The sequence below is a fragment of the Pelosinus fermentans DSM 17108 genome, from assembly GCF_000271485.2.
Lineage (GTDB): Bacteria > Bacillota > Negativicutes > DSM-13327 > DSM-13327 > Pelosinus > Pelosinus fermentans.
In genome coordinates this window covers 4621166-4645963 of sequence record NZ_AKVN02000001.1, presented here as the reverse complement: position 1 = coordinate 4645963, position 24798 = coordinate 4621166, and the positions used below count along the sequence as shown (strand labels likewise).

General features: G+C 40.1%; 18 protein-coding genes. 9 read left to right on the top strand and 9 right to left on the bottom strand.

Annotated features, from left to right (window positions below; all coding sequences use genetic code 11):
- Positions 1–112: 112 nt before the first annotated feature.
- Positions 113–2839: a cation-translocating P-type ATPase gene (locus FR7_RS21295; protein WP_007932885.1), complete on the bottom strand. Its 2727-nt coding sequence runs from the start codon at positions 2837–2839 to the stop codon at positions 113–115.
- Between the two features lie 244 nt (positions 2840–3083).
- Here FR7_RS21295 and FR7_RS21290 point away from each other — a divergent pair, with 244 nt between their 5' ends.
- Positions 3084–3689: a nitrogen regulation protein NR(II) gene (locus tag FR7_RS21290; protein ID WP_007932884.1), complete on the top strand. Its 606-nt coding sequence runs from the start codon at positions 3084–3086 to the stop codon at positions 3687–3689.
- A gap of 63 nt (positions 3690–3752) precedes the next feature.
- Here the strand turns inward: FR7_RS21290 and FR7_RS21285 are convergent, their stop codons facing one another.
- Positions 3753–4952: a mechanosensitive ion channel family protein gene (locus FR7_RS21285; protein ID WP_237769567.1), complete on the bottom strand. Its 1200-nt coding sequence runs from the start codon at positions 4950–4952 to the stop codon at positions 3753–3755.
- A 37-nt stretch (positions 4953–4989) separates the two neighbouring features.
- Complete coding sequence (locus tag FR7_RS21280) at positions 4990–5916, bottom strand: LysR family transcriptional regulator (protein ID WP_007932882.1); 927 nt, start codon at positions 5914–5916, stop codon at positions 4990–4992.
- Between the two features lie 162 nt (positions 5917–6078).
- Between FR7_RS21280 and citD the strand changes: the two genes are divergently transcribed.
- From citD to dcuC, 5 genes are all read left to right on the top strand, one after another.
- Positions 6079–6366: a citrate lyase acyl carrier protein gene (gene citD / locus FR7_RS21275; protein WP_007932881.1), complete on the top strand. Its 288-nt coding sequence runs from the start codon at positions 6079–6081 to the stop codon at positions 6364–6366.
- Complete coding sequence (locus FR7_RS21270) at positions 6363–7250, top strand: aldolase/citrate lyase family protein (protein WP_007932879.1); 888 nt, start codon at positions 6363–6365, stop codon at positions 7248–7250. Before citD ends, FR7_RS21270 begins: the two co-directional genes overlap by 4 nt.
- Positions 7247–8785 carry a citrate lyase subunit alpha gene (gene citF, locus FR7_RS21265; RefSeq protein WP_007932878.1) on the top strand — a complete coding sequence of 513 codons (1539 nt, stop codon included), beginning with the start codon at positions 7247–7249 and terminating at the stop codon, positions 8783–8785. Before FR7_RS21270 ends, citF begins: the two co-directional genes overlap by 4 nt.
- A 77-nt stretch (positions 8786–8862) precedes the next feature.
- Complete coding sequence (locus FR7_RS21260; RefSeq protein WP_007950718.1) at positions 8863–11205, top strand: hydratase; 2343 nt, start codon at positions 8863–8865, stop codon at positions 11203–11205.
- Positions 11206–11401: 196 nt separating this feature from the next.
- Positions 11402–12673 carry a C4-dicarboxylate transporter DcuC gene (gene dcuC, locus FR7_RS21255; protein ID WP_007950717.1) on the top strand — a complete coding sequence of 424 codons (1272 nt, stop codon included), beginning with the start codon at positions 11402–11404 and terminating at the stop codon, positions 12671–12673.
- A 214-nt stretch (positions 12674–12887) separates the two neighbouring features.
- Here the strand turns inward: dcuC and FR7_RS21250 are convergent, their stop codons facing one another.
- The 5 genes from FR7_RS21250 to FR7_RS21230 form a co-directional block, all read right to left on the bottom strand.
- Positions 12888–13529: a TetR/AcrR family transcriptional regulator gene (locus FR7_RS21250; protein ID WP_007932867.1), complete on the bottom strand. Its 642-nt coding sequence runs from the start codon at positions 13527–13529 to the stop codon at positions 12888–12890.
- A 285-nt stretch (positions 13530–13814) separates the two neighbouring features.
- Complete coding sequence (locus FR7_RS21245) at positions 13815–14855, bottom strand: ABC transporter substrate-binding protein (RefSeq protein ID WP_007950713.1); 1041 nt, start codon at positions 14853–14855, stop codon at positions 13815–13817.
- 13 nt (positions 14856–14868) lie between these two features.
- Positions 14869–15645, bottom strand: a complete 777-nt coding sequence (locus tag FR7_RS21240) for an ABC transporter ATP-binding protein (RefSeq protein ID WP_007950712.1) — start codon at positions 15643–15645, stop codon at positions 14869–14871.
- 11 nt (positions 15646–15656) lie between these two features.
- On the bottom strand, positions 15657–16757 hold the full coding sequence (locus FR7_RS21235) for a FecCD family ABC transporter permease (RefSeq protein ID WP_007950710.1): 1101 nt from the start codon (positions 16755–16757) through the stop codon (positions 15657–15659).
- Positions 16758–16949: 192 nt separating this feature from the next.
- A complete protein-coding gene (locus tag FR7_RS21230) occupies positions 16950–18749 on the bottom strand; it encodes a TonB-dependent receptor plug domain-containing protein (protein WP_237769566.1) in 1800 nt (599 codons plus the stop codon).
- Between the two features lie 654 nt (positions 18750–19403).
- On the opposite strand from FR7_RS21230, the gene FR7_RS21225 reads away from it, so the two are divergent.
- Entirely contained in the window at positions 19404–20597 is a 1194-nt protein-coding gene (locus tag FR7_RS21225) for an MFS transporter (protein ID WP_007950707.1), read from the top strand.
- Between the two features lie 169 nt (positions 20598–20766).
- Here the strand turns inward: FR7_RS21225 and FR7_RS21220 are convergent, their stop codons facing one another.
- The gene (locus FR7_RS21220; RefSeq protein ID WP_007950705.1) at positions 20767–21519 is read right to left on the bottom strand and encodes an exodeoxyribonuclease III; all 753 of its coding nucleotides are present in this window, start codon (positions 21517–21519) and stop codon (positions 20767–20769) included.
- 418 nt (positions 21520–21937) lie between these two features.
- Here FR7_RS21220 and FR7_RS21215 point away from each other — a divergent pair, with 418 nt between their 5' ends.
- Together FR7_RS21215 and FR7_RS21210 are read left to right on the top strand one after the other, a co-directional pair.
- Positions 21938–22642: a hypothetical protein gene (locus tag FR7_RS21215; RefSeq protein WP_007950703.1), complete on the top strand. Its 705-nt coding sequence runs from the start codon at positions 21938–21940 to the stop codon at positions 22640–22642.
- Between the two features lie 728 nt (positions 22643–23370).
- The gene (locus tag FR7_RS21210; protein ID WP_007950698.1) at positions 23371–24786 is read left to right on the top strand and encodes a GntP family permease; all 1416 of its coding nucleotides are present in this window, start codon (positions 23371–23373) and stop codon (positions 24784–24786) included.
- Positions 24787–24798: the final 12 nt, after the last annotated feature.

The following is a 24798-nucleotide window of genomic DNA, read 5'->3' as shown; positions in this document are numbered from 1 at the left end:
GTCTGAGCTTTTATATATGATAAAAAAGCTCAGACCATTAAAAAAAACGCTGAAACGCGAAGATGTGAAGAACTTATATTCTTCGCATCTTCGCGTTTCAAAATGTTTTTAATCATTTAAAGGATGTATTTGTTTTCCTCGTATTCAAAATGAACTTGCAGATTTCAGTGGCAATAAAGGGAATGGGGGCAAAGAGAATGAATGCGAACAATTCGGTAGTGCCGGGTTCAATGGTTTTAAAAATGAGGTGGAGAGGACCATAAATGGACAGCAATAGTAAGAGGAACGATAGGCCTGCACCCAGATTGAGATAGGTATTACTGAAGAAACCTAACTTGAATGTGGAATAATGCTCTGATCTGGCAGAATAGGCACAAATGATTTGGCTTAAAATAAGTGTTACGAAGGCGAAGGTTCGACCTACTGCAAGATCATTATTATGGGTATGTAAGCCATATTGAAAGGCAGCTAGAACGGTAGCAGCCATTACGATACTTTGTACAGCAATCATAGTGAGCATATTTTTGCTCAGCAGAGGTTCATCTGGAGCACGAGGCGGTGTCTCCATGATATTTGGTTCTTTCTTTTCGATTCCTAAAGCAAGCGCAGGAAATGCATCCGTTACTAGATTGATCCATAGAAGCTGTATCGGCAATAAGGGGATCGGCCAGCCCAGTAACATAGCCAGGAAAATGACCAGTACTTCGGAAGCATTGCAGGATAGGAGGAAAAAAATGAATTTTTTTATATTGGCAAAGATGACCCTGCCTTCTTCAATTGCCGTAACGATGGTGGCGAAGTTGTCATCGGATACAATCATGTCGGCAGCTTCTTTCGTTACATCGGTGCCGGTGATACCCATGGCGATGCCAATGTGAGCCTTTTTTAGGGCTGGGGCATCATTTACGCCATCGCCAGTCATGGCTACGATTTCTCCATTTGTCCGCAGTGCGTCGATGATCGACATTTTATTTTCAGGAGAGACTCTGGCAAAAACAGTTACGTCTTTTACAGATTTTTGTAATTGCTCTTTTGAAAGGCGATTTACGTCTTGACCAGCCAGCACCTGTTGCTCGTTGGTGGCAATTCCTAAATCTTTGGCGATCGCCAATGCTGTTCCCGGATGGTCTCCTGTAATCATAATGGGCCGAATTCCAGCGGAAAGGCAAAGATTCACTGCTTCTTTTGCTTCCGGACGTGCCGGATCGATCATTCCTAATAAACCGATAAAGGTCATCTCTTGTTCAATAGAAGACGGATTGAGGTTATCTGGAACCTGATCAAACTCACGATAAGCGATTGCCAGCACACGCAGCGCTTGAGAACTCATATTCTGGTTTCCTTCTTGGATGATTTGAGAATCTTCTTCTGTCATCGGGCGGGCTATGCCATCAATTAGAATATTGGTGCAGTTCCTCAGCAGAATATCAGGAGCTCCTTTGGTGAAAGCGATGGTTTGGTGATTCGTCATCTTATGGAAGGTCGTCATCATTTTCCGGGCAGAATCAAAAGGGATTTCTGCAATCCGGGTATAGAGACTGAATTGCTCCTTGCTCTTTCCACCTTTCGCAGCAACTGTCAGCAATGCTCCTTCCGTAGGATCCCCGATAATGGTCCAATTCTGGGTGTCCGATGGTTCTTTTAGCTGTGCATCGTTACAAAGTGCAGCGCCTAACAAAAGCAGATCAAGATCCTTTTCGGTATCAATGCCTGTTTTGGTTCCTTCTACTAGAAAATCTCCTTCAGGTTTATAGCCTTCACCAGTGATTTCGAAGGATTTTTTACCAAGAGTGACTTTTACCACTGTCATTTGGTTCTGGGTTAATGTACCCGTTTTATCGGAACAAATGATCGTTGTACTCCCCAGGGTTTCCACGGCATGGAGCTTTTTGACGATTGCGTTCTTTTTTGCCATGCGCTGCATGCCCAATGCCAGTACAATCGTTACTACGGTAGGCAAGCCTTCTGGGATCGCTGCCACTGCAAGGCTGATGGAAATCATCAGCATGGATTGTACAAGTTGAAAATCTAAACTTCCAGTTCGATAGCCATTATAAATACCGACTAAGAAGACCACAGCGCATATGGCCAGACCCAGACCTCCTAATAGTTTGCCAAAGCCTTTAAGCTTTTTCTGTAATGGCGTGCTGTCTTCTTCCAAGGATTGGATCATGGCAGCGATTTTACCGATTTCCGTTTCCATACCTGTTGTTACGACAATTCCTTTACCTCGTCCATAGGTAACGATAGTACTCATGAAACCGATGTTGTGACGGTCACCAAGAGGTGCATCTTTTTCAAGAGTTATATGGTCTTTTTCTACTGCAGCTGATTCACCGGTCAGAGAAGCTTCTTCCACTTTTAAGTTTGCTGTTTCAACAATACGTATGTCAGCAGGTATGTAATCTCCTGCTTCCAAGATGACAACATCACCGGGAATCAATTCACGAGATGGTATCATTACAAGGTTGCCAGCTCGTATTGTTTTGGAAGAGGGGGCGGACATTCTTTTTAACGCTTCCAATGCTTTTTCGGCTTTGGCTTCCTGAAAGACGCCTAGGGAAGCATTTAGAATGACAATGGCAATAATGACAAAGGCGTCAGTGATTTCACCGATAAGAACGGAAATGACACTAGCTGCTAATAGAATTAGGACTAGGAAGTCTTTAAACTGATTGATAAATTTACGAAAAAGTGATTCTTTATCTTTTTCAGCTAGTTCATTAAAGCCATATTGTTTCTGTCTTAGGGTTACTTCTTCAGGAAGCAGCCCGTTTTGAATATCAGTACGTAAATCCGTAGTGATTTGTTCAATCGGTAATTGGTGCCAAGATTTCATGTAACGTCCTCCCCTGTAATATGATAAGCAATCGATTTTATTTCTTTCTTATAGGATGATATATTAAATATATCAATATGCTGGATAATTATGCAAGAGAATAATTGTAAATAGGGATAGATAAGTGGCTTTACTTTATGGAAGAAGGTAGTAGAAAGGATATGTCGAACTAATGGATAAGAAAAATAATCATAAGACATAGAGGAGAAGTGAGTATGATTTTGTAGAAAGGTGGGGTAAGATCATGCAGGGAACGGGATATCAATGGAATGAGCTAGATAGTGACTTTGCAGCTTTTCTATTAAAAACTCTGCCGCTAGCTCTAATGATAGTCAACGATGCAGCAAAAATAGAGGTCATCAATGAAGCTGCCCAAAACATTTTTAATATTTCGAATGAAGAAGCCTACTTAAAAAAGTGTGGAAATATACTAAAGTGTATTAATGCGAATACTCCCGAAGGATGCGGGGAATGTATTGTTTGCCAGAAATGTATTTTACGAAAAAGCGTGTTTGAAGCCTTGAGTGGTAAAGTGGTTTCACGGAATAAAGGCACCTTTCATGTTTTTCATCAAGGCCAAGTTAAAGTAATGACCCTTTTAGTGACAGCTTCTCCTATCCAATACGAAAAGAGGACTATGGTAATTGTAATTGCTGAGGATGTTTCCCTCATTACTCAACTGCAAGGGTTAATCCCTATTTGCTCAGTATGCCATCGTATTCATGATGAAAAAGGTGAGTGGATGGGATTGGAAGAGTATCTTATGAAAAATTCGGAAGCCGAATTAACCCATGATATTTGTCCGGTTTGTAGTGACAAAATGCGCCTAAAGCATACTTTAAGTAAATAAAGATAAAAAGATCGCTGTACCTGTGTGGACTATTTTAGCCATACTGCAGCGATCTTTTTATTTTCACTTTTTAGTTAAGATTGATTGAGCAGGATCTATGATTTGGAGAGGGGTCTCAAAATAATGGCTTGTTCTGGGGAAGGCAATACTTACATTTTCTTCTTCTAGTATTTTCAGAATTTGAAAGTTTACATCTTGTTTGATATTTAAATATTCTTCCCAGACTGTAGTTTTTGTAAAGAAGTACATAAAGATATGCAAGCCGTTTTCACCAAATGAATCAAACTTCACAAAAATCGTCTTATTATCAATGGAGGGATGCTGGACAAGCATATGCTGAATTTTTTCAATACATTTTTTAAGGGCTTGACTTGGAGTATCGTAAGTTACTCCAAGGTTGAAGGTAATCCTGCGCATTTCCCGTTTTGTAAAATTAATAATAGGAGCATTGATTAGATTGGAATTTGGGACCGTTACCAAAGCGTGCTCAAAGGTTCTAATTTTGGTGCTTCGAAAATTAATATCTTCTATGGTTCCTTCTAAATCGCTTGTTTTTATCCAGTCGCCAATGCTAAAGGGGCGATCTGCAATAATCACCATTCCTGAAAATATATTGGCCAGCAGATCTTTAGCTGCTAATGCAAACGCAAGGCCGCCCAAGCCAAGACCTGCGATAAAACCATTAATGTCATATCCCCAGTTACTGCAGATTGTCACAAAGGCAAGTGCCAGTATTAGAAAGCGGATCATTTTTGAGAAGAATGGAATCAAAATCTTATCAACGTTGAGGTCAAGAAGATTACCTAATTCTTCCACATTATTGCCATAAAGCTTCACTAACCTATGTATGCCATGAGCCATAAAGAGAACAATGAAAGAACGTAACAGTTGATCCAATAAACGATCATAGGCAAGAGGAAAAATATTTCGTAATGCCAGATAGGTTCCTAATGCGACAATGGTATTTACTAAAGGACACCTAAATGCAGTTATTAAATATTCATTTGTAGTTGCTTTTGTGTTGCAAATTTTTATTAGCAAATAAAGAATGTATTTTGTAAATTTATTTCTAAATAGCCAAAAAAATAAAAAAATGGCTATTGATACTCCTACGCGATATCCATGCTCATAACTAAAAGCAGTTTCGATTAGCTGATAATACTGTGTGACAGCACTCCAAAAGCCATAATCCATATATCTACCCCCTGCGATAAAAAGTGATTCATTAGTCATTATTGTAATTCTTTTTGCTTCAGTCTGCAATGCATATGTAGTAGGAAGGTTTTGGAGTGTAACAAAGTTATGACTGCAAATCTGACAATGAGGGATGAATTATTTTATGAGAAGGCAGGTGGAGCGAATTATTTAAGTGATAACAATCTTTTATATAGTCGACGAAAGCTTGAACTGCAGAAAGGTTTAGGGATGAAGTGCGACATAACATCCATGTTCTTCGTAAAACGGGGGTATTATCACGCCAGTATAATTCCCGTGTAAAAAGTGAGGGCTGTTCCTTTAAGCCGATAGCTGGTAAGATCGCCCATCCCAGGTCGTGGAGGACCATTTGCCGGCAGGTATCCATACTATCGACTTCCATCGTTATTTTTGATGGGCAAGGATATGTTTCACGCCACCAATTATGAACCATATCTTTTAATGCAGAATCTGTTCCATAATTAATGCGGGGAAGATTGGGTAAATCCTTAAAATCAACTGGATGGCAGGCAGCAAGGCAAAGCGGTTCTTCACTCAGCATGTATTTTTCTTCCGGCCAGAAACGATCGCCCCGTAAAATGGCAATCGTCGTTTCTTCTTTTTGCAGTAATGTATACATTTTAGAACTTAAGCCTGTTTTTACTGATATCTCAACATTGGGATAGAGAGTAAGGAACCCTTTGAGTATGGAAGGGAGTTCACAATGGGCAAAAACAGAAGACGTTCCGATGCGCAAAGAGCCTTGTACCGAATTCTTCATATTATGGATACGCTCTCGAATGGTTGTCAGCTTAGTGAGTGTTTCTAAGGCATAGGCCAGTAGTTCTTCTCCTTGGGGGGTAAAGACGATTCCTGTAGTATTGCGTACAACAATTTGAGCTTTAAATTCTTTTTCAAGATTCTTTAGGCGATAACTAAGAGCTGGCTGAGAGATGTATAGACGTTCAGCTGCTTTGGTAATGTTTTTTTCTTCGGAGATAATTTTTAAAATGATGCAATCCTTATCATCCATTGTATTTCCTCACTCTCAAGTAGCCATAAAAATATTTTATGGATTTTATAAAATATCGATATTATATTTATTGATTTTATTATAGTACAATTCAATTGAAATAGAAAGATTCTGAAGATAACAACAATAAATCATCTTTTGAAAATGCATTGGAGGTATTGTATGTTACAAATTATTGAGCCAAGCCAAGCTGGCACAGTTGAGTCAAATGACATCTTAATCATTCTTACGCCTGTCTCAGCAGATAAAGGAATTCATGTTGAGCTGACCAGTCCCGTGCTGAAAAAGTATGGGCGTCAAATCAACAATGTGATTCAGGAGGTCTTGCGCGAGCAAGGTATTGATGCTGTCCATGTATCAGCTAATGATAGAGGTGCTTTAGATTGTACAATTCGAGCTCGTATGATGACGGCAATTGATAGAGCAGCAGCCAAGGAGGTGCTAGGATGAAATTACGCAGAACCATGATGTTCGTACCCGGCAATAATCCAGGCATGCTAATCAATGCAGGAATCTATGGCGCAGATACCATTATCTTTGATTTAGAAGATTCTGTGGCCCTTAGCGAGAAAGATGCGGCCCGTCATTTGGTATATAACGCCATGAAATCCATCCGCTATTCTTGTGAAGTTGCAGTACGCATTAATCATATCAGCACTCCTTTTGGCTATAAAGATTTAGAGACCATCTTGGCCGTAAAACCTGATCTTATACGCCTGCCTAAAGCAGAAACAGCTGCTGACATTGAGGAAATTGATGAGCTGATTACTGCTGCAGAAATAAAACATGGATTTCGTCCTGGCAGCATCAACATGATGGCTGCCATTGAAACAGCAAAGGGAATCCGCAACGCTTATGATATTGCTGCAGCAAGCCCGCGAATGGTAGCAATTGCAATCGGAGGGGAAGATTACTTAGCGGATTTACAGACTTCTCGAACCAAAGACGGCAAAGAATTTTTTGCCGGCAGAGGACAATTGATCCTGGCAGCCAGAGAAGCAGGGATTCATGCCATAGACACTGTATTTGGTGATGTCAACAATGAAGAAGATTTTATTGCGGAAACCACTCGTATTAAAGAGATGGGCTTTGATGGCAAATCCGTAGTCAATCCACGACAAATAAACATCGTGCATGAAATCTACGCACCAACGGAAAAAGAAATTGACCATGCTCAAAGAGTCATTGCAGCCTATGAAGAATCATTGGCCCGTAAATCCGGCGTTGTGTCCTTAAATGGGAAAATGATTGATATACCAGTAGTAAAGAGGGCGCAAAGAACTCTGGCATATGCCAATGCAGTTGGCAAGAACGAAAGGGGGACAACATTGTGATCAATGGAGTCGGCAGAGACATACCGGAAAAAATAGCAGGAATTAAAAATGTAGCGCCTTATGTTGATCCTTTTTCTAACGTGCCAGTCGGTCAAATCACAGGTCCTAAGATTGTTGCAAATAAACCACGATCCGAAAAAGTCCTACAGTCCATTGAACAAGCGATTGACGCAGCGGGGCTAAAAGATGGCATGACCATTTCCTTTCATCATCATTTCCGTAATGGCGATTATGTTTTAAACATGGTGATAGCTGCTATTGCTAGAAAAGGCATTAAAGGTCTGACACTGGCACCTAGTTCTCTTAACACCATTAATGAAGAAATCATTCCCTATATTGAGCAGGGTGTGATTACAGCAGTAGAAACCAGTGGTGCCCGAGGAAAGCTGGGGCAGCTTTTGACCAGCGGCAAACTCTCCAAACCCACCATTATTCGTTCTCACGGTGGACGGGCTAGAGCCATTGAATGCGGTGAACTGCACATTGACATTGCTTTTATTGGTGCACCTGCCTGTGATACCTATGGCAATATCAATGGCGTAGAAGGAAAATCAGCCTGCGGCTCTTTAGGATATGCAATGGTAGATGCAGCTTATGCGGATAAAGTAGTGGCTATAACCGATCATTTAGTGCCTTATCCTCTTTTTCCCATCAGCATTCCACAAACCCAAGTGGATTATATTGTGCAAGTAGAAAGCATTGGCGACCCAAAAGGGATTGCATCAGGAGCACTGCGGATTAGTAAAGATCCCAGGGAATTACTCATTGCCCAATATGCTGCAACAGCAATCGAATACTCCGGATATTTTAAGCAAGATTATTCCATCCAGTTAGGCAGCGGCGGAGCATCCTTAGCAGCAGCTCGTTTCTTGAAAGAAAAAATGAAAAAACAAGGCATCACAGCCAGTTTTGGTTTAGGTGGCGTAACGGCACCCTTTATTGAAATGTTGGAAGAGGGACTCATTAAGGCCGTATATGATGTACAAGATTTTGACATTCCTTCCATAGAATCCATAAAGAAAAATAGAAATCATCAGGAGATGTCAGCCTCTTTTTATGCCAATCCTCACAATCGGGGACCGATTGTAAATCAGCTTGACGTAGTGATTTTAAGTGCTACGGAAGTGGATGTGGATTTTAATGTCAATGTCATTACGGACTCCAACGGTGTGATTATGGGAGCTGTCGGCGGTCATCAGGATACGGCGGCAGGTGCTGCGTTATCAATTGTAGTAGCACCACTTTTGCGCGGTCGTTTGCCGATGGTGATGGATCAGGTACATACGGTTTGTACTCCTGGAGCAACGGTGGATATCATTGTTACTGAGCGGGGAGTCGCGGTTAACCCTCAGCGTAAAGATTTAATTAAAAACCTAAAGGCAGCCAATCTTCCTATGATGGATATTGAAGAATTAAGAGATCTTGCTTATGAATTTGCCGGAAAACCCGACCCGATTCAAGTGAGTGATAAAATAGCTGCGGTGGTTGAATACCGGGATGGAACTTTGATTGATGTGATTCGAACGCCGCTATAACGGTAATTGGCTGAAAATGCAATGTTATAAATTTTTTAGGCACTATAAAACTATGAATTGAAAGAGGCGTTAATTGTATGGTTGAACTAATAGAGCAGGGGATTTATCTTTTAAAAGGCCAGGTGATGGTAAAGGATGCTGATAAGCTTACAGTAGAGGAGATTAATAATCGTCTGGTTTATAAAGGTGTTGCGCCGCTGGCAGAAACCAATATCAATCAAGAGAAAGCTCGTACTGGTACGATTGCTTTTCAAATATTAAATAACCATAATACAACAGAGGACAAAAAGAATTTAAAGCTGCGTTTTGATGCATTGGCTTCTCATGACATTACCTATGTGGGAATTGTCCAGACAGCTGCTGCCAGTGGCTTACAAGAATTTCCTGTCCCTTATGTGCTGACAAATTGCCATAATAGCCTTTGTGCTGTTGGTGGTACCATTAATGAAGATGATCATGTTTTCGGGTTTTCAGCAGCTCGTAAGTATGGGGGAATCTTTGTTCCAACACACCAAGCCGTTATTCATCAGTATATGCGTGAAATGATGGCTGGATGTGGCAAGATGATTCTCGGCTCTGACAGTCATACTCGTTATGGCGCATTGGGAACCATGGCTATTGGTGAAGGCGGTGGGGAAATCGCCAAGCAGCTCCTTGAGCGTACCTATGACATTGCTTATCCTGAAGTCATTGGGATCTATCTTGAAGGTTGTCCAGTACCTGGTGTTGGGCCGCAAGACGTGGCTCTTGCTATCATCAAAGCTGTCTTTAAAAATGGTATGGTTAAAAACAAGGTCATGGAGTTTGTTGGACCAGGCATTGCCAATCTTACCGTGGATTATCGCAATGGCATTGATGTAATGACTACGGAAACTACCTGTCTATCTTCTATTTGGCGTACGGATGAACAGGTAGAAGAGTATTATAAAATTCATGGTCGTTCTGAAGCTTATCGGAAATTAGAGCCACAGGAAGTAAGCTACTACGACGGATTAGTGAAAGTGGATCTGAGTCGTATTAGACCAATGATAGCGTTACCTTTTCATCCTAGCAATGCCTGGACCATTTCTGAGTTAAATCAGAATATGGCGGAAATTCTGCATCACGTTGAAACCGAAGGTCGAAAACAGATTAATAACCCTAATCTTACCTTCCAACTGACAGATAAGATAGTTAACGGTCGCTTAAAAGTAGAACAAGGGGTTGTTGCTGGCTGCGCTGGCGGTACTTATGAAAATATTGTGGCAATGGCACAGCTGCTTGGACAAAAGTCTCTGGGCGATTTTTCCTTAAGTGTGTATCCTTCCAGCCAACCTGTATTTCTTGAGCTTATGAATAATCGCTCCATTGAAAAATTAACGATTGCAGGCGCTAGTATCCGATCGGCCTTCTGTGGACCGTGTTTTGGTGCTGGAGATGTTCCTGGGAATAATGCCCTTAGTATTCGTCATACTACACGAAATTTTTTGAATCGTGAAGGCTCTAAGCCTGATAATGGTCAATTAGCCTCGGTGGCCCTGATGGATGCTCGTTCCATTGCTGCGACTGCATTAAATAGGGGGATCGTAACGGCAGCTACTGAATTTGAATTTTCCCCAGCCATGTTACCATATACATTTAACCAAGAGATCTATGGCAATCGAATTTATCAAGGTTTTGGAACACCTCATCCTGAAGAAGAACTGGTTTTTGGACCCAACATTATTCCTTGGCCGAAAATACGCTCATTGCCGGAAAATTTATTGCTTAAGGTAGCTGCCGTGATTCATGATCCTGTTACTACGACAGATGAACTAATTCCTTCCGGTGAAACCTCGTCCTATCGCTCCAATCCGTTGAAATTAGCTGAGTTTACCTTGTCTCGCAGAGATCCTGCTTATGTGGGCAGAGCCAAAGCCATTCAGCAGGTAGAGTTCAAGCGTCAAGAACTAGTGGCACAAGGGAAGGGATTCGCAGAAATTGAGGATGTTTTCTTAGCAAATGTAGCAGGTGAAAAAACACCAGAACAGCTCGAAACCCTCATTAAAGAAACGGGACTTGGCAGTCTTGTTTTTGCCGTGAAACCTGGTGATGGATCAGCAAGAGAACAGGCGGCTTCTTGCCAAAGGGTCTTAGGTGGAGATGCAAATATTGCGATTGAGTACGCTACCAAACGGTATCGCAGTAATCTGATTAATTGGGGTATGATTCCTTTCACCATTAATGAAGAGGATAAGCAGAAATTTGCTGTGGATGATTTACTATATATTCCAGAAATTCGTCAAGCAATCGCCGCAGGGGCAGATAATGTGCAAGGCTATATTATGCACGCTGCTAGTCAAGAAAGCATTACTTTGAAGATCGAGAACCTCTCCAAAGATGATCGTGATATTATTTTGGCGGGATGCCTGATCAATTATTATGCCAAGATAAATATATGAACTAGACTTGGATCAATTCATTGCTGCAAGTAGTTATAGGTGGGACGGTATTATAGTTAATGTAGTTACGTATCCCATCTATACTATGTGTGCAGCATCTTTCGTGCCATGTATGGTTATTGGGTTCATATTAACCAGATTATTCGAAATATTTAAGCGTAAATGAATTTTAAATATAGTTAGGAGGATGGTTACTATGTTAATTTTTATTGGTTGTATTATAATTCTTATTACTATTTATTTGTTGGTCAAGCAGTATGAAACGCGTATGATCTTGTTTTGTGCTGGTGTGGCGATGGCTCTTGTCGCGGGAGAACCAATGGCTCCGTTAAAAGCTTTTTCTCATGCTATGCTGGAGAGCAAGCTATTTGAAGCTATTATATCTGTTATGGGGTTTGCTATGGTCATGAAAGTCACGGAATGCGACAAACACTTAATTAATGCTTTGATCAAACCGTTAAAAAAGGCTGGACCATTGCTTATTCCAGCATCAACGCTAGTGACTTTCTTCATTAATACTTCTATTACCAGCTCAGCAGGCTGTTCAGCAGCAGTTGGCTCTATTTTGATACCTCTCATGATGGCTGCAGGAATCCATCCCGCAATTGCCGCGGCTTGTATTTATGCAGGAACGTATGGAGCCATGTTTAACCCAGGATATGCTCAGGTTGCTATAATCGTTAATGTGGCGAAATCTACACCAATCGATGTTGTGGCCAATCATTTTCCAGCATTATTAGCTTCAGGTATTATTGGTGCATTCAGTTTATTAGTAGTTGCCTATCTGAAAAAAGAAAATAAAGGTTATGAACTGCCTGGGGATAGAGCAGTAGAAGATACTTTAGGTAATTTTAAGGTAAACTATCTGCGCGCCATCGTACCACTGGTTCCTATTGCACTTCTTGTCTTAGGCAATATGAATGTAATTCCTGTACTAAAACAATTGGCTATTTCTCACGCGATGATTATTGGCGTGTTTTGTGCCTTTTTCGTTACCCGCGTAAGCCCAGCTAAAATTTCAAAAGAATTTTGGCATGGCGTAGGGGACTCTTTTGGACATGTATTTGGTATCATTATTTGTGCACTCGTTTTTGTAGGCGGTATGGATGCTATTGGTCTTGTTAAAGCTTTAATTAATGCCATGATTTCTAATCCTGCTATTGCCAAGGTAAGTGCAGGTTTTGGACCCTTTATTTTAGGAATTGTAACTGGTTCAGGTGATGCAGGAGCAGTTGCCTTTAATAAGGTGGTCACTCCTGAGGCTGCTCAGTTTGGCTTATTACCCACGGATATGGGAAGTATGGCAGCGATTGGTGCTGCACTGGGGCGTACGATGTCCCCAGTTGCCGGAGGCTTGATTATTTGTGCTACTCTAGCTGGTACTTCACCTATGGAAGTTGCCAAGCGTAATGCACCAGGCATGTTCATCGCATGTATCGTTACCATGGGATTACTGTTATATAAATAATAGGGTCTAGGTTTTTTAGCCAATGCAGGATTATCCAAGATATGATGAAGAAGATGACAAAAATATCTCCTGCCAACTTATTAGGTTTATAATTAAACTAAGAAAACTGCTCTCGACTAGATATCGAGAGCAGTTTTATACATTATGGGGACTTTTCTTAGGAGAATCAGATTAAAAGCCGCTATTTTGAATTTATTTTGGTTTAATTGTTTATTTATGATGTAAGAGGCTTCAAATGAATGCTGCCAGCAGGTGCTCCTAATAAATTCTCAATTAATTTTCCCGCAATTTCTAATTTATTCGCTACAATGACTGGATCTACTTCATGACCAAATTCTAAAGGCGAGCTAGCTTCCAGTAAGGCAGCCATAATGCCAGCAAAAAAAGAAAATGTTTCATCCATATGTATGACATTTGTGAGTCCTTCTTTGTTGCCTTGCTCTAGGATTCCTTTAAAAATTGGCTGTGTAGTGAGTAGCATTTGCCGCCAAAGCCTATTAATTAACAAACCTTGTTTTTCTTTATATAGAATCTTGCCAATTAGGCCAGGTTCATCACAGTAGCATAATTTGTAGAAAAGGTTAAAAAATAGTTGTAATTTCTCTAATACCGTATTTTGGTCGGAATAAAAGGTCTGAACTTCCAGGAGCATAGTTGTCACATGGCGGGCAAATATAGCTTCTAAAATGGCTTCTTTAGAAGCAAAATAATAATAGAATGTTCCTTGGGCTACGCCCACCTTTTTCACAATCGTACTTACTGTAGTTTGCTGATATCCCAGTAAAATAAACAGTTCTTGCGCTGCATCCATCAGCTCAGCCTGGCGTATTTCAGGATCTTTCGTAACTCTAATCATAAATAACACCTCTCTTCCATGAAACTGACTACGATCAGTTAATATTGTAAATAAAAAAGAAAATTTTGTCAAGAATAAGGCATAGCTTTATGTTAAGTACTTAGCATAAAGAAGTTTTAAGTTCTTTGATCAAAAGCACGGAACCGCGAAGACACAAAACCGCTAGCGCGGACGCGAAGAATACAAAGAAGAATCGTTATAAAAAAACTTCATAATCTTCGCGTCTTCGTGTTTCAACGTGCTTTTTTCTCTATGTTTTATTTAAAGAACGCGAAGCGTTTTTTCTTATTGGTATTGTTCAGGATAGAGTCCATGAGAAATTTTCTCGATTGCGTCAACTGTACGGATTCCGCCGTTATTCACAGTGAAGAAAGGAAGGTTAATGATGTTGCCTTTCTGAATCGCTCTCATGCTTTGTAATGTTGAGACTTCATGCAACGCTTTTAATGCTTCTTCATCAGTAAGATCCTTTGCATCTTCATTTTTATCATGAGATACATAGATAATGAAATCCGGATCAAAGGCCAGCACTTTTTCGGCACCGACAAAGGAGGTGATGTCCTGGCAAAGGTTCTTGCCGCCGGCAAGATCGATCATATTGCTAATTAAATAGTGGCTGTCATAGACCGAAAAGGTACCATTGAAATGATCTTGCAGTACAATCACCGTTTTTTTCTGCGGAATGTCTTTCGTCGCTGCTTGGACTTTGGCAATCCGATCCTTGAGATTTTGGATGTAAGAGGTTGTTTTTTCCTGAATACCGAAAATGGCACCCATATCAGCAACAAAGGCATAGACGACAGTATCGACAGTCGGTTGGCTTTTCGTTAGTGTACTTTGCATAACAAAAGTTCCAACGCCACGTTCCTGCCAGGACTTTACATCTCCCAGTTCGCTGGAACGGAAATTATGAGCCCAGCCAATGATCATATCGGGCTGCATTTCCAGTAATTCTTCTTGGGAAGGAAGATATTTGGCCTTCATGATGGTAAGCTTGGCATATTTCTCGGCTATCCGGTCTAAAGGAGCACCATAGGGGGCGATGGTGGATAAAATACGGTCTTCAAGGCCCAATTCTAACAGCAGTTCCGTTGCGCCTGGGTGAATAATGGCTACTCTTTCAGGAGTTTTTTTATAGGTATAGGAAATTGGGTTTTCATTACTGTCGTAATTAGAAATGGTAACGGGATACTTTGCATCATTGTTTTGGGAAGGGGTTGAGGCAGCTTTTGGTGCAGCAGGATTGGATTGGCCACAGCCTGCTAGTGAAAGGATGATTATAAAGCATAGGATAAGGGGAATTAGGTTTAGTGTCGTTTTTTTCATTATACATCTCCTCTTAAGCATGGCGACTAGTGGGGTAATAGGTAATGGAAAGATAGCCTGTAGCTGGGTTTTCCTGAATGTCGCATTCAATTTCATATACATCTCGGACCAGTTCGGGAGTTAGAATTTCATTCGGTACGCCACTTGTGATTACATTGCCTTCTTTTAATACATATAATCTATGGCAGTACATGGCTGCCAGACTTAAGTCATGCAATGCCGCAAGTACACCAATACCAAGTGACTTCACAATCGAAAGAATCTGGAGCTGATATTTAATGTCCAAATGATTTGTCGGTTCATCTAAAATTAATAACTGAGGCTGCTGGGTCAAAGCGCGCGCTAATATAATTCGCTGCTTCTCACCCCCGGATAAGGTGGAAAAACTACGATTAGCGTGTTTCTCCATACCTACTTTTTGGATGGAATCCATAGCAATTGCATAATCGGCAGGGGTATCTGAACCTAATAAGCTTTTATGAGGTGTACGCCCCATCATAACCATGTCCAGCACTGTAAAATCAAAGTTAATGCTGTTGAATTGTCCTACGACGCCCATTTTTTTAGCGGATTCGGATAATTTAACATCCTTTAGATTCTGTCCGTCCAGCAAAATTATGCCGCTGTTGGGTTGAATGATTCGATAGATGGTGCGCAATAGTGTGGACTTTCCACTGCCATTGGGGCCAATGATGCCTACAAATTCTCCTTTGGCAACCGCCAAGGAAATATCTTGAATAATGTTTTTGTCGCCAAGCTTTACATTAATATTTTTTAATTCCAGATCCATTCCGAACCTCCTTACTTATTTCCAAAATCAAAGGACTGCTTAAACAGAATATACATGAAAAAGGGGGCTCCCACCAAGGCCGTGATGATACCGATGGGCAATTCACCACTTTTTAAAATGATGCGTGCCAATACATCGGCCCATGTTAAGAAAATAGCTCCGATTAGGATAGTACCTGGCATTAAACGTTTGTGGTCTGATCCGACTAGACCACGCACCACGTGGGGAATTACCAGTCCCACAAAACCAAAAATGCCGCAGACAGAAACGATCAGTCCTGTAATGAGAGCTGTAATCATCATATAGAGGCGGCGTACTTTCGTCAGATTGATGCCTAAGGTGATAGCAGCTTCCTCTCCTAAGAGTAAGGTATTGAGGGTGCGGGATTGAAATAGAAAGAATAGACAACACAGGGTAATTCCAACCACGGGTAACATTAGATTATCCCATTTAGCTGCGGCTAATGATCCCATATTCCAGAAGGTGACGCTGCGAATGCCTTCAGCATCATTGGATATATATATAAGTAAATTTGAGAGGGCTATGAATAAAGCACTGGCAATGGAACCGGATAGAACCATTTTCACTGTTGACATTCTGCCCCCGATACCTGATAAGACCAGAACAAAGAAGGATGCTCCCAATGCCCCGATAAATGCCCAAAAGGCAGTACCAAGACCGAAGAATAATCCCGAGGCGCTGCCGATAAGGATGGAGAAAGTAGCACCGAGAGAAGCACCGGCGGAGATACCAAGAATATAAGGCTCTGCTAAAGGATTTTGCACAGAAGCCTGCATGACAGTGCCGCACATAGCAAGACCTGCGCCTACAACAGCAGACAGAATAACACGAGGCAAACGGATTTGCCATATGATATCCATATGAGCAGGGGACACCTGGCTCATTACATTATCGATATTTAAATGAAACAGTTTGTAAGCAATAATCTTATAGGCAATGTCAGGTGGAATTTTTACTGTGCCCAAACCAACTGCCAGTAACATGGAGAGTAAGGCAAGTATACCGAGTCCTGTCAGCAAAAATAAAAAAACATGATTCTTTTGGATGGCAGCATCGTATTCAATGGATAGTCGCTGTTTTAATTGTGTCATATTTGTAAAAAATCTCCTACTTCATTTTTGGGCAACGAACGGCAGGGTGCACCCCTTAGAATGCTATTGAGAAGAATCCTCAATACTCATTCTAAAGGGTGCTGCACTTTTTGTAAACCATACCATTTTAGATAAATGAATATGCACTGCCCGCCAACAATGGGGGCAGTGCATATTTGATTATAGTAGAAATTACATACGATGTTCTACGCCGACGTAGAAGTTTCGTCCTGGCATTGGATAGGTTCCAGGATACCCGTATCCATTGGTAGAACTTAGCTCATACGCCTTATTTGTCAAGTTATATCCTTTGAGATAAATACGCGTGTCAGGATTGATTTTGTAGTTAACGATCATATCAAGGGTCACGTAGGATTTAGAGGTGAATTCTGTAAGGCTACGACCCGTTGCACTTCGCAGGATAAGACCTGCATTCCATTGGTCCTGATCATACTGAACATTCAAACGATAACCATTTGGCTGGGTGTTACGAGCATAAGCTATATAGTCAGCTGATGTACTGTCTTTAATTTCAGTCTTATTGTAAGCGTAACCAACACTTACGTTCCATTGAGGTGATAATTCACGGGATAGATTTAAGTCTAATCCCTGTCTTTTTTCATTACTAACATTATAGTAATAACCAGGGATATAGCCAGAATCTCCATCTTTTCCAGCCATAAATTCTAGGGCATTTTTGAGACGACTGCTGTAGATACTGGCTTGCAGCTTTGTTCCATCGCCTAGTTTGGTATTGATACCTAGAGTCGTTGTAGTTCCTTCTTCCGGTTTAAGATTTGGATTACCAATTGTCCAGCCATTATCGACGAAAAGATCGAAGAGCGTAGGATTCTTTACATATTGTCCCCATGAAGCATAGACATTGGTAGTAGTATTTAATTCTTTATTTACCGTGACACGAGAAGTAGTATTACTGCCGATGATGCTATGATCGTCATAGCGCGTCCCGGCAGTTACTGACCAGTTATTTGCTAATGACCAGCGATTTTCGAGAAAGAGTGCTCTATTTGTATAGCCTTGATTAATGGAGATCTCGTCATCGATATGTTCTTCGCGCCAATCTGCACCACCAGTCAGGGTATGACCTTTACTAAGTTGCCAGTTTTCTTGCCAATTAAAGCCGTTAGAATAAAGATTAGCGATGGAGTCTAATGATTTAAAGTATTCTTGCTCAGTGGTGTTGCGATATACGCGAAAGAAATTTTCTGATCCCTTATTTTGTCCCCAATGATAAGTTAGTGCAACGTTATTATCCACTATTTTTCGATAGCCACCTGGGTATTGCCAGAAAGAGTATGCATTAGGAATACCAAAACCAGATTCATCATTCCCATGCTCTATATCCAGAGAAAGAGAATTTCCATTGCTAAATTCTTTATCTAGCTTCATCGTCATAAACTCTTGATCTATCTGACTATCTTGGCTAGTAATTGTTTTACCAGTTTTAGGGCTCTTATACTCAAAGCTATCTCTCTTTTTCTTTTCTGCAGTGATCAAATAGCCAATCCCATTTTCTCTGCCTTCGGTGGTGAGGCTATAACGACGTAGGCCCCAATTGCCAAATTCTGATGCAATGGAGGTACTGGGAGTTTTTGCTTTGCGGGTAATGATATTAATAATACCGCCGACAGCGTCACTGCCATATAATGAAGACGCAGGGCCACGGACAATTTCAATTCGTTCAATGTTTTTTACAGGCAAGATGTCCAGATTTACACCAGCATGGCTGTTGCCACTGATGACAAGGTGATCCCAATTCATTCTGCGGCCATCCACTAGGATTAATACGCGATCATCTCCATTGAGAACGGGAACGGTACTTTTACCGTTTGTCTGTAGTTCAACATTACTTTTGCTTAGAATGTCAGGTACGCTGGTAAAGCCGCCTTTTTCAATTTCTGTCTGGGTAATGATAGTAACATTTGCTGCAACCTCCGTCTGCTTTACAGGCATACGGTTGGCAGTTACCACATATTCATCGAAATTATAGGTTTCTTCTGTTGCAGAAGCTTCTTCAGCGGCTACGATTCCGGAAGTACTTAATACGATCGCACTGCTTAGCAGTGAGCATAATAATTTTTTTTGCTGCTTGTTAATGGTAATCTCTCCTTATTTTTCGCTATTGTAATTATAAAAATAGATAATGACCTTATGTAATAAAAATTATGAGGAAATAACAACCTTGTCGAATAATTGACTGACGGCAGTCAGTGTGTTGTAAAAAATATATGTATTATTTCTTCATAGCACGCTCCTTTCTTTTCCCGTATCACAATGAAAAATAGTTAAATAATATAAATTGCAGGGGATACGTGAATTATTTATTTGACGGTTAGTAAAAAAAAGAAATATAATAACCTACGGGTCATCAATCAGATTGATGGACCAATATCCAATTAATTTGACTGACGACAGTCAAAGTGATAAGATGTTAACCTGTTGAAGATGATAATCATGATCAATTACGATTATAGTCGTTTCAAAAATGTTAGTCAATACTAAATTACATTTTATTTTTAGATTATGTATAATCACAGAGGCATGGATTGATTCACTAGCTATAAAAGACAATGAGCAAGGCGATTTTTCGAATACTGAATTTTTATGAAAGTAGGATTTTTGCAAATGAGTAAGTTGAAATATTCTAACATGCCACTTATGATCTTGATTGTGAATATGTTTATTTCTCAAGTGGGGGTTGGGCTGATCATTCCGGTTTTACCTAAATTTGTGCAGGATTTTGGGGTAAATAACGCAACTCTTGGTTATTTGGTGTCGGCTATGGGATTCACCCAATTTTTATTTTCACCTCTTGCAGGTAAGTGGGCGGATCAGTATGGACGCAAAATTATCATTGTTTCTGGAATCGGTTTATTTAGTGTATCACAGTATCTTTTCGGCGTGGCTAACGAGTTGTGGATGCTGTATGTATCCAGACTGATTGGCGGAATTGGTATTGCCTTTACAACTCCGGCAATTACGGCCTATGTGGCAGATATCACCACAGAGGAAAATCGCGGCAAAAGCCTCGGCTGGATAGGAGCAGCCATGTCTTTCGGTGTTGTAATTGGGCCTGGCATTGGAGGTTTTTTGGCTGAATATGGCTTACGCCTTCCCTTTTATGTGGCTTCGGCTGCTTCGGCTTTCTCCATGATTGCAGCTTTTTTGTTGTTACCTGAGACTTTATCCCAAGAAAAACAATTAGTTGCCAGAAATTCCCTGATTAAAAGTGAAAATATCTTCTCACAGGTTGCGTTGTCTTTTAAGGCTCCCTACTTTTTTCTTCTGGTATTGATTTTTATTTTGACATTTGGGTTAGTGAGTGTGGAAGTGGTGTTTGGGATGTATGTGGATGTGAAATATGGATACACACCTAAGGATATAGCGATTCTACTTACGGTAGGTGTGTTAATGGGTGTTCTTGTCCAGGCACTATTGATTGATTGGCTGCTGCGCCGTTTTGGTGAAAAAAGCGTTATCAATATGAGTTTGGTTTTATCAGCGGCATCGTTAGCACTAATGCTGCTTCCAGGGAGCTTTGGGTACATACTTCTTGTAACAACACTTCATATTGCCTTCACTTCCATTTTACGCCCCGCAATTCATACGTTATTGTCCAAGATGGCAGGCGAAGAACAAGGCTTTGTGGCTGGAATGAGTAATACTTACACTAGTTTGGGAATTATCATTGGCCCATCCATTGCAGGAATCTTATTTGATATTCACATTAATTTACCCTATCTATTTGGTGTAACTCTTATATTGGTTAGTTTGGCAATACCTGCTTTGGCATTAAAAAAAGAAAAGCTAGCAGCCTGACGACTGCTAGCGGGAACCACAAAAGCACAATGCCGCAACCGCGAAGACACGAAACCGCTAGCGCGGACACGAAGAACATAAAGAAGAATCGTTATAAAAAAACTTCATAATTCTTCGCACTCTTCGCACTCTTCGCGTCTTCGTGTTTCAACGTGTTTTTTTCTTATTTTTAGAAGATCTCTAATCCAATTGGGCAATGGTCACTGCCCATGACATCAGGATAAATGGTAGCCTCTTTAATAGCGTCTCTTAATGTGTTAGACACTAAAAAGTAGTCAATACGCCAACCGATATTACGGGCTCTGGCATTCATCATATAGGACCACCAGGTATAGGCATCAATTTTATCAGGATATATATGGCGAAAGGTGTCGGTAAAGCCAGCTTCTAATAAAGCGGTCATTTTATCTCTTTCCTCATCGGTGAACCCGGCATTGCGCCGATTGGTTTTGGGATTCTTAATGTCGATTTCCTGATGAGCAACATTGATATCGCCGCAAATAATGACAGGTTTACTCTGATCTAGAGCGGTAAGATAGGTTCTAAATTCATCCTCCCATCTCATACGGTAGTCCAAGCGGAGGAGTTCTCGCTTGGAGTTAGGAGTATAGACGTTTACCAGAAAAAAATCTTCAAATTCCAAGGTTATGATGCGGCCTTCCTGGTCATGCTCCTCTATATTCAAACCATAGGTAACGGATAATGGTGTTATGCGTGTAAAAACGGCAGTACCGGAGTATCCCTTTTTTACAGCGCTGTTCCAATATTTTTCATATCCGATAAGTCCAATTTCAGCTTGGTCGGGATGCATTTTTGTTTCTTGTATACAAAAGATATCGGCATCTGCAGTGTTGAAAAAATCTTCAAAGCCTTTTGAAAGGCATGCTCTTAAACCATTAACATTCCATGATATTAATTTCATATATGAACCTCACTCTTAAAAAAATATATTGCTTTAAGTGTATGTGAATGACATAAAAAATGCAAGGATAAAGAAGACTAGTACCTTGTCAGCTTTAGATAATTCTTATTAAAAAAGCAGAGAAAATCCTTGTAAAATTAACGAAAACGTAATACAATGTATATCAGAGATAAACGATTGTTTTTTATTTGTATGGCAATTTTTGTAACTTAAAAATGAAACGTTTGAGTCAAAGGGGACTCTTCTACATGATTGTAGAAGAGTCCCCTTTTTATGGTATTAAAACTATGAATTTCTAGATAATAAATAAAGAGACCTTAACTTTTGTCCTGTAATGTTAGAATGTAAAGCGGCAAATGCGTTGTCAGTGAGTGATCATCTAAATAGAAGGATTTTAAAATAGGATAGGGTGAAGAATATGGTAAGAGGCATAGGGGAAAATAGCTTAACGAAAATTTTCTTGACACGAAGTTTCTTAGGACCAATATTTCGACCACTTTTGTATTCGAGGGAAGAATATATACACTATACCTTTTTAGAAGAAATCACAGTATTAACGCAGGATATAATGGCAATGCCAGACTTGGAGCAAAGAGGTCTTACTTATTATTGGTTAATTGAGGTTCCTAAATCATTATTTGAAGGGTTATTTATCATCGGGGATCATCATCAAAAAAAATGTAATCTCTCAGATTATACAAATGGTAAGGAAGGGGCTGGATTAGGCTATCTCACTCAAGGGTATATCTTGGCAATTTTGCCTTATCTAATGGAGAAAGATCAATTGGATCAGCTGATACATCCCGCAATAAATGATCTAGATAAACTTATTTTAATGATGCTTGGTCCCGAAAATCTGATTTTCCAATATCAAAACCATTTTGGACAGTTAATCAATGATACGCTTAAAGAGCCAATCAATGATATGATTTCGGTTTCCTATATACAGCAGGTTATTGATCATATGGAGAAAAATTCACTGGTTTCCAGGGATGAGAGCCAGCTGACTCAGATTCGGCAGGAAACAATAGAGTATTTCTTATGGAAGCTGCAGAATATAAAAATTTCTGCTGCTGCCATGGTTCGGTATTTCAAAGAAGCAGGAATTGGTAAGGCGGTTTAATTACCCAGTAAAGAAGGGAATTATTGAGGAACATGCAAACGATCTATCCATAGAAAAACCCAAACCGCAAGAAAACGGTTTGGGTTTTTCATAGCCTCATACTATACGCGAACATGGTTGGTTTATTGTTATCAGATTAAATAAGATGGGAGATGTGTGCTACTTCTAGCACTGCTAACATTACTGCAATAGCAGTGAAAGCGAAAGCGCCTAATTGAAGAACCATAAAATCAATCCTTTCTGTATCTTTTTCCCAAATGTAAAGAAGTTCTAAATAATGAGTACATATAGATTAAACTGACAATTTAAAAAATAGGATATAGCTTGCGTCTATAAGGCAATTCTAAGTTTAATAGATTGGAGGAGTATTATCAAATCCTTTCAGAGGTGGTCTGACCAGTATATCGCTCATTAGACAAAATTAGATAGAATTTACTTCTATTTTCTTAAAAATTCAAATATGGTCAAAAATTCAAACATAGCCAAACATTTGAATAAAGAAAACATTCAGAAATAAACAAATATTCTAAAAATAATCGTAAATTAATATAAATAGATAATATATAAATTGATTTCAAAGTAGTTGATTTAAGGGTAAAAGTTACAAAATGCAATTAAATTGAGAGAAAAAGGAGTTTTAATGGAATCAAAGGCTTCTTTATGATATAGTTTAAAAAATAAGTGAGTATGACACCCAAATGTAGTAAGGAACTTTTTAGGAGGTTAGAGTGGACCTATTTCTTATCGTAGTAAGTTTAGTTTTATTAATGTATTTTGCATATCGAGGTTATTCCATTATCCTCATCGCACCGTTATTTGCCATACTCGCATCAGTTGGGGAATTTCGATCCATGCCTGTTTACAGCGAAATTTTTATGACTAAGGCGGCAGAGTATTTTAAGACTTATTTTCCTATATTCCTGCTGGGAGCGGTTTTTGCTAAAATCATGGAAGAAGGTGAGCTGGCAAGCTCCATTGCAGCATTTATTTCTCGTTCATTAGGAAAAGAAAGAGCGATTTTAGCTGTTTTATTAGGGTGCGGTGTCTTAACCTATGGCGGCCTAAGTGTCTTTGTCGTCGTCTTTGTTATGTACCCTTTTGCAGCTTTATTATTTCGGGAAGCTGACATTCCAAAGCGCCTTATTCCGGCAACGCTGTGGATGGGGATCTTTACCTATGCCATGGCTTCGATACCAGGAACACCTCAAATTCAAAATATCATTCCTACGACCTTCTTTGGCACTTCAACTTGGGCATCGCCAGTGATTGGTATAGTAAGTGCAGTGATTTATTTTGCCTTAGCCTGGTTTTGGGTAACGTATCGTTTTAGGAGCTTAGCAAGTAAAGGAGAAGGCTATGGTAATCATGCTAAAAATGAGCCAGATCCTCTGGGAGAAAAAGAAATGCCTCATTGGGCACTTTCTGTCTTACCATTAGCAGCAGTTGTTTTAGTAAATTTGTATATGAGTAACCCCTTTGGCTGGAGTTGGGCTTATTCCTGGGATCCTGAAATGCTGGAGCCCTTTAAGAACTTACAATTATCTTTGCTCAGTTCCAGTGTGCAGAAAATATATGCAATCTGGTCTTTGGATATTGCCTTATTTGTGGGTATTATATTAGCTTTAGCCATTGGGTGGAAACCCATTCGTCAAAAAGGCAGAATGGTACATGTTTTTAACGCAGGAGCGTTGTCTTCGTTATCGGCAATCTTAAATACTGCATCAGGTTATGCATTTGGCAGCGTAATTGCGAAATTAAGTGGTTTTTTGATCGTTAAGCATGCATTAACGGATTTGCATATTGGATCGGGTCCACTGCTTTCTCAGGCAATCACGACTTATATTATGACAGCTTTGACAGGTTCCGCCTCTGGCGGTATGACAATTGCATTAGGGATGTTAGGGAATGAATGGCTTGTTTGGGCGCAATCCATCGGCATGTCCCCTGATCTTCTTCATCGAATGATTTGTCTTGCCTCCGCAGGGATTGATACCGTTCCTCATAACGGTGCATTAGTCACTGTTATTAGTGTTTGTGGTTTAACCCACAGGTCATCCTACTATGATATATTTATTTTAACCTTAATGAAGATGCTTGTACCTTTAATCTTTATCGCTTTTTATAGTTTGTTTGGCATAGGATAAAGACGGGAGTTT

What these genes read in the sequence shown, in the direction of transcription:
- dcuC (WP_007950717.1), top strand. Translation starts at nt 11,402, where the DNA reads ATGTTAATTTTTATTGGTTGTATTATAATTCTTATTACTATTTATTTG.
- FR7_RS21215 (WP_007950703.1), top strand. Translation starts at nt 21,938, where the DNA reads ATGGTAAGAGGCATAGGGGAAAATAGCTTAACGAAAATTTTCTTGACA.
- FR7_RS21280 (WP_007932882.1), bottom strand. Translation starts at nt 5,916, where the DNA reads ATGGATGATAAGGATTGCATCATTTTAAAAATTATCTCCGAAGAAAAA.
- citD (WP_007932881.1), top strand. Translation starts at nt 6,079, where the DNA reads ATGTTACAAATTATTGAGCCAAGCCAAGCTGGCACAGTTGAGTCAAAT.
- FR7_RS21240 (WP_007950712.1), bottom strand. Translation starts at nt 15,645, where the DNA reads ATGGATCTGGAATTAAAAAATATTAATGTAAAGCTTGGCGACAAAAAC.
- FR7_RS21260 (WP_007950718.1), top strand. Translation starts at nt 8,863, where the DNA reads ATGGTTGAACTAATAGAGCAGGGGATTTATCTTTTAAAAGGCCAGGTG.
- FR7_RS21295 (WP_007932885.1), bottom strand. Translation starts at nt 2,839, where the DNA reads ATGAAATCTTGGCACCAATTACCGATTGAACAAATCACTACGGATTTA.
- FR7_RS21245 (WP_007950713.1), bottom strand. Translation starts at nt 14,855, where the DNA reads ATGAAAAAAACGACACTAAACCTAATTCCCCTTATCCTATGCTTTATA.
- FR7_RS21235 (WP_007950710.1), bottom strand. Translation starts at nt 16,757, where the DNA reads ATGACACAATTAAAACAGCGACTATCCATTGAATACGATGCTGCCATC.
- FR7_RS21250 (WP_007932867.1), bottom strand. Translation starts at nt 13,529, where the DNA reads ATGATTAGAGTTACGAAAGATCCTGAAATACGCCAGGCTGAGCTGATG.
- FR7_RS21225 (WP_007950707.1), top strand. Translation starts at nt 19,404, where the DNA reads ATGAGTAAGTTGAAATATTCTAACATGCCACTTATGATCTTGATTGTG.
- FR7_RS21220 (WP_007950705.1), bottom strand. Translation starts at nt 21,519, where the DNA reads ATGAAATTAATATCATGGAATGTTAATGGTTTAAGAGCATGCCTTTCA.
- FR7_RS21290 (WP_007932884.1), top strand. Translation starts at nt 3,084, where the DNA reads ATGCAGGGAACGGGATATCAATGGAATGAGCTAGATAGTGACTTTGCA.
- FR7_RS21270 (WP_007932879.1), top strand. Translation starts at nt 6,363, where the DNA reads ATGAAATTACGCAGAACCATGATGTTCGTACCCGGCAATAATCCAGGC.